General features: G+C 77.0%; 5 protein-coding genes and 1 pseudogene. 2 read left to right on the top strand and 4 right to left on the bottom strand.

Annotated elements, in window-relative coordinates:
• Positions 1–768 (bottom strand): LysR family transcriptional regulator (locus tag ACSNOD_RS27415; protein ID WP_436769758.1); only part of this gene is annotated, 768 nt, incomplete at its 3' end.
• Between the two features lie 190 nt (positions 769–958).
• Here ACSNOD_RS27415 and ACSNOD_RS27420 point away from each other — a divergent pair.
• Positions 959–2,086 (top strand): MFS transporter, encoded by a 1,128-nt coding sequence (locus tag ACSNOD_RS27420; protein WP_436769762.1) that lies wholly within the window; start codon positions 959–961, stop codon positions 2,084–2,086.
• Positions 2,087–2,163: 77 nt separating this feature from the next.
• Complete coding sequence (locus ACSNOD_RS27425; protein ID WP_436769759.1) at positions 2,164–3,246, top strand: DUF5937 family protein; 1,083 nt, start codon at positions 2,164–2,166, stop codon at positions 3,244–3,246.
• A gap of 81 nt (positions 3,247–3,327) precedes the next feature.
• On the opposite strand, the gene ACSNOD_RS27430 is transcribed toward ACSNOD_RS27425, so the two are convergent.
• From ACSNOD_RS27430 to ACSNOD_RS27440, 3 genes and pseudogenes are all read right to left on the bottom strand, one after another.
• Positions 3,328–4,455 (bottom strand): serine hydrolase domain-containing protein, encoded by a 1,128-nt coding sequence (locus ACSNOD_RS27430; RefSeq protein ID WP_436769760.1) that lies wholly within the window; start codon positions 4,453–4,455, stop codon positions 3,328–3,330.
• Positions 4,452–5,384 carry a DUF6895 family protein gene (locus tag ACSNOD_RS27435; protein ID WP_436769761.1) on the bottom strand — a complete coding sequence of 311 codons (933 nt, stop codon included), beginning with the start codon at positions 5,382–5,384 and terminating at the stop codon, positions 4,452–4,454. The genes ACSNOD_RS27430 and ACSNOD_RS27435 overlap by 4 nt, the downstream gene beginning before the upstream one ends.
• Positions 5,381–5,763 (bottom strand): annotated as a pseudogene (locus tag ACSNOD_RS27440) (hypothetical protein); the annotation flags it as partial. The pseudogene ACSNOD_RS27440 and the gene ACSNOD_RS27435, both read right to left, overlap by 4 nt.

Below are 5,763 nucleotides of genomic sequence, written 5' to 3' on the forward strand. Positions count from 1 at the left end.
GGCCGCGGCCAGGGAGAGGCCCTCCTGGAGGGTGCGGACGGCGGGCCCGCGCGGGATCGGCGCGCCGTCCGGGGTTCGGGTCGGGGCGTGGGCCTCGCGCCAGTAGGCCGGGGCCGGTTCGGCCACGGCGACCAGGGGCGTCGCGGCGAGGTCCGCCGCGGTCAGGGCCGCGCGGGCCGCGTAGGGGTGGCGCACGGAGACCGCGAGGCGCTGGGGCTCGCGGGAGAAGACCGGGCCGACGGCGAGGTCGTCCTCGGCCACGGGCAGCAGGACGGCCGCCGCGTCGAGTTCACCGCGCCGCAGCGCGCCGAAGGGGTCGGCGAGCGGGACCTCCACGAGGTCGACGGCGCAGTCCGGGTGGCGGTCCCGGAAGGCGGTGACCACGCTCATGAAGCGGTCGTCGGCGATGCCCTGGAAGCCGATCCGCAGCCGCCCGGTGACCTCGCGGGCGGCGGCGCGGGCGCCCTCGACGGCGGCGCGGAGGGCGGCGTACGCGGGGCGCAGCGCGGCGAGGAGGTCCTCGCCGGGCGGGGTGAGCCGCACACGGCGGCTGGTGCGGTCGACGAGCCGGGTGCCGATGCGGCGCTCCAGGGCGCGCAGCAGCTGGCTGACGCGGCTCTGGGAGACGTACAGGCGCTCGCCGGCCCGCCCGAAGTGCCGTTCCTCGGCGAGGACGAGGAAGCACTCCAGCTCGCGCAGGTCGAGCCCGCCGACGGCGTGCGGGGTGCCGGCGGCTTTGCCGGCGGGGTCGCTCGCGGTGTCCTTCATGTCCGTCGCGCCTCCCGATCGATGAGCCCCGCTCATGGAAGCGTGAGCACTTCGCCGTTGTTCCCGCCGGGCGCCGGCAGTTGGCTGGGGGCATGGCTCGACTCGATCACGAACGCCCGGAGACCACTCGGGGGACCGCGGCCGGCCCGGCGGCCGTGGCTGGCCCGCCGGCCGTGGCTGGCCCGCCGTTCTGGCGCTCGCCGCGGCGACCTTCACCGTCGTCACCTCCGAGATGCTGCCCGTCGGGCTGCTCACCCCGCTCGGGAACGCGCTGCGGGTCAGCGAGGGCACGGCGGGGCTCACCCTCACCGTCACCGGGCTCGTGGCCGCCGTCTCCGCGCCCCTCGTCGCCCCGGCCGTGGGCCGCCTGGACCGGCGGCTCGTGCTGTGCGCGCTGATGAGCGCGCTGGCGGCGGCGAACCTGCTCGCCGCCTGGTCGCCGAACTTCGCCGTCCTGCTGGCCGCCCGGGTACTGGTCGGGCTGACCATGGGCGGTGTGTGGTCGCTCGCGGCGGGGCTCGCCGTACGGCTCGTACCGGCCGCGTCCGTCGGCGCCGCGACCTCCGTGATCTTCAGCGGGATCGCCGTGGCCTCCGTCCTGGGCGTCCCCGCCGGCACGTACCTCGGCGAACTCGCGGGATGGCGCGCCGCGTTCGGGCTGGCCGGCGCGGTGGCGGCCGTGGTCGCGGCGGCGCTCGCCGCGCTGCTGCCGCCGCTGCCCGCCGAGCGGGCGGTCCGGCTCGGCGGCGTGCTCCGCCTGGTCGGTGCCGCGCCGGTGCGTACGGGCCTGCTGCTCGTGGCCCTGCTGGTCACCGGGCACTTCGCCGCGTACACGTATGTGCGCCCGGTGCTGGAGGAGATCTCCGGGGCCGGCCCGTCCCTGATCGGCACGCTGCTCCTCGTCTACGGGTGCGCCGGGATCGCCGGCACCTTTCTCGCCGGCTACGGCGTGGGGCGCTCCGTACGCGGCACCCTGCGGGTGATCTGCGCGGTGCTGGCCGGCTCGGTACTCCTGGTCCCGGTGCTCGGGGTGGCCGCGCCGGGGGCGGCGGCGCTGGTCGCGGCCTGGGGCCTGGCGTACGGCGGGGTGTCCGTCGGTACGCAGACGTGGCTGATGGCGGCGGCCCCCGCCGCGCGGGAGGCGGCCTCCTCCCTCTTCGTCGCCGTCTTCAACGGCGCGATCGCGCTGGGGGCGCTGGCCGGCGGCCGGGCGATGGACGCGGCGGGGCCGGTGCCCGTCCTCGTACTCGCCGGCGGGCTGGCGCTCGCCGCGCTGGCCGTGACGATCGCCGGGCGGGCGCCGACGGCGTCCGGATGAGCGCGGGGTGAGCGCGGAGTGATCGCGCCGGGCCGGGCGGGGGCGGGGGGCCGCCCGGCAGGCGGGACACTGAGGGGATGAGCGTAGTGATCGACGTCTCCGACGTGCCCCTGGACCGCGTCGTGTTCGGGGTCTCCCCGCTGGCCGAGCTGGGGGCGGCCCTGCACGTCCTGGCCGAGCCGTCGCACCACCCCGGCCTGCTGGAGTGGGCCACGGAGACGCGGGCCGGCCTGCCGCCGGACCTGGCCGAGAGGCTGTACGAGGCGGACATCCTGTGGCGCTCCACGCGATCGGACCTGTTCCTGCCGGGCACGGAGGCGGCCGGCCTCGCGGAGGAACTGGACGCGTGGGACCGGCTGGACGACGACGCGTTCGTCGTCGCCGCGGTGGAGATCTCCTGCGCCAGCTCGTTCCCCGGCCCCGAGCCGTCGCCCCTGCGCCGCCCGGAGGACCGCCGGCGGGCGCGGGAGCTCGCCGCCGCGCGGGGTCTGCGGCAGGCCGCGTTCGCCGACCGGCTGCTGGCGGACCCGGCGGGGGTACGGGCGTGGCTCCGACGGTTGGTGGAGGACTGCGAGCGGGTCTTCTTCGGCGAGCTCTGGGAGCGGGTGCGGCCGCGGCTGGCCGCCGACGCCCGTCACAAGGGCGAACTCCTCAAGCACCACGGGTTGGCGCGGGCCGTCACGGCGGCCTCCCCCGCCATCACCCTGGACGCGGCGCGCGGCCGGCTCGTGGTCGACAAGCTCCAGGACGGCCGGGTCAGCGCCTCGGACGCGGGGCTGGTCTTCCTGCCCACGGCGTTCGGGTGGCCCCACCTCGTGGTCCGGAGCGCCCACGGCGACCGGCCGGTCCTCCAGTACCCCGTCGCCACGCCCGAAACGCCACCGGCCCTGACGCTGGCGGCGGTCCAGCAGCGCCTGGACGCGGTGGCGCACCCGCTGCGGCTGCGCCTGTGCCGGACGCTCGCCCGCGGGCCCCACTCGACGACGGAACTGGCGAACGCGAGTGGCGTCACGGCGCCCGAGGTGTCCCGCCACCTCGGCGTCCTGAAGAAGGCGGGCCTCACCCGCATCCGACGGGAGGGCCGCTACGTCCTCCACGAACTCGACATCGACCGCGTCGGCCGCCTCGGCGCGGACCTCCTGGGCAACGCGCTGCGGTGACGCTCGGCCCGCCGGGCCTCTTCGCTGCCGCGCGTGACCGGGACACGGCGAGGGCCCGAACGGCCGGGTCGTGCCTTCCGGTCAGCCGGACGCGGCGGACAGCTGTCGGGTGAGCCTCCACAGGGCGGCGTACGCCCGCTGGACGAAGGCGCCGTTCAGGGCGGGGCCCGTGTTGGCCAGCGCGGTGAGGGCGCAGTGCGCGCGGGGGCTGAAGCCCGCGAAGGCGGTGAATCCCCGGGTGGCTCCCGAGTGGTGGTAGAGGTCATGACCCGGTTGGGGCCGGATGTTCCAGATCAGGGCGATGCGCCGGCCCGAGCGTGGCAGGGCCACGCGGGGCCCGGTGACGTCGGCGAGCGCCGCTCGCAGGGTGCGGGGGATTCCGGGGGGCGCCGTGGCGGGATCGATGAGGCCGTCGAGGACCACGAGCAGGTCGCGGGCGCTCGACCGGGCGGCCCCCGCGCCCGGCATGGCGGGCATCCGCCAGGCCGGACGGGGCCTTCCGTGCCAGTAGCCGGTGGCCTGCGGCTGCCCGGTGTCACAGCCGGTGTGGGTCAGGCCGAGCGGAGCCAGTACGCGCTCGGTCAGCAGCCGCGCGTAATCCCCGCCGGGGCCGTGCGCGGCGTGCGCGAGCAGTTCACCGAGGAGCCCGACGCCGAAGTTGGAGTAGCGCACGCGCGTACCGGGGGCGGCACGTGGCCGGGTGTCGGCGAGGGCGCGTCGCAGGTCGGCGGCGGAGTAGTCGGCGTAGGGGTTGCTGAACCACGCGCGCGCCGCGCCGCGGAGCAGACCCGCGGGCAGCCGTGGCAGGCCCGAGGTGTGCGTGGCCAGGTGGACGAGGGTGATGGGGGAGCCGCGCGAGCGCGGCGCGGCCGAGCGGGGCAGGAAGCGGGTGATCGGGTCGTCGTACGCGACCTCGCCGCGCGCGACCATCTCGGCGAGCAGCAGGGCGGTGAAGGTCTTGGTGAGGGAGCCGATCTCGAAACGGGTGTCGGGCCTGGCCGCCGCCCCGTGCCGCAGGGCGGTCGATCCGTGGGCCAGGACCGTGCGTTCGGGGCCGCGCCGGACGGCGAGTGCCACCGCGCTCGCGCCGGGTGCGGCCTCGGCCAGGGCGGCGAGCAGGCCGGTGGCCCACGCCGGGCCGTCGCCGCCCGGGGCCGGCGGGCCCTCGCGCCCGGCGGGCGCGCGGTGCGGGGCGGGGAGGTGACTCACCGCGGGCCCACCGCCCCGCCCAGCGTGCGGGACACCGTGAGCGCGCCGGCGATCACGACGACCACGGCGGTGTGCTGATGGTTCGCGAACCGCAGGTCGGCCTCGCCGGTCACCGGTTCGCCGTCCCGCGGCATCAGACCGTCCGGATGCTGCGCGCGGGCCAGCCGTTCCCAGTCCGCGAGCTCGCGGTACGGCTCCTCCAGACAGCAACCGACGATCATCAGCTCGCCGACCAGGTCCCACTGCTCGATCTCGGCCCAGATGTCGATCCACACGGGCAGCCAGGCCCTCACGTACGCGGCCACGTCCTGGGGCAGGCCGGAGGGGCGGGCGCCCCAGTCGGTGAGGTGGAAGATCGTGTGGGTGACGCAGTAGCCGGTCATCCAGTCGATGAGCCAGGGTTCCGGGGTGGCGCCGAGCCAGGTGGCGCGGGTCAGCGTCGCCCAGTCGTACGGGGTCCGCCGCACGTCGAGGCCCACGACGCGGGCCGCGTTGGCGACGGCGAGCCTGCGGTTGGGCACGACCTCCGCGTTCCGTACGGAGCGCAGGGCGCCGGTGTGGGCGAACAGCCGCTCAAGGGGCTCGTGCCGCAGGCCGCAGCGGGCGAACGGCGCGTACGTCTCCAGGGGGTCGGTCATCATCGAGTACCGCAGCGCCCGTTCGTAGAGCATGTCGCCCTCGCCGAACTGCCGCCAGCAGAAGCTCAACAACTCCTGGGCCAGGCGCAGCTCGGTGCGGCCCGCGGCGGACTCGCGCAGCACGAGCGAGGCGGCGAGCGCGGTCTCGCCGAGCGGTTTGTAGACGCTGTCCGGGTCACCGAGCTCGGCGGTGGTGCCGGCGGGCAGCGCCCCGCGCTCCCGGTGCGTGTGGAGCCAGGCCAGGGACCGGGCGCTCACCCGGTGCGCGGTCCGCGTCAAGGACGCCGTCATGAGGTCTCCGGTCCGAGGACCCGCCGGGCGATCGCGGCGTCGAGCGCGAGCCGCGGACCGCCGCCGTGCAGGCGCAGGTGTTCGACCAGCGGTACGGGGTCGAGGGGCAGGCGCACGCCCTCCGAGCGCAGCAGGGCCAGCCAGCGCGTGATGCGCATCGCGGTGGGGAAGTCGCGGCGCAGCACGGCGCGGGTCGCTCCGCGGGCGAGGGCGAGCGGGGCGGCGCGGGCGGCGGCGTGTACGGGGCCTTCGAGGCCCGGCAGGGCGAGCGGCGAGAGCTGGCCCATCCGTACGGACCAGCGCTGCCAGTCGGCGCCGATGCGGCCAGGATCGGGGGCGGCGGGGGCGGCGGCCCCGTCGGCGAGGCCGAGGTCGGCGG

The organism is Streptomyces sp. URMC 123 (genome assembly GCF_051386515.1).
Taxonomy (GTDB): Bacteria; Actinomycetota; Actinomycetes; order Streptomycetales; family Streptomycetaceae; genus Streptomyces.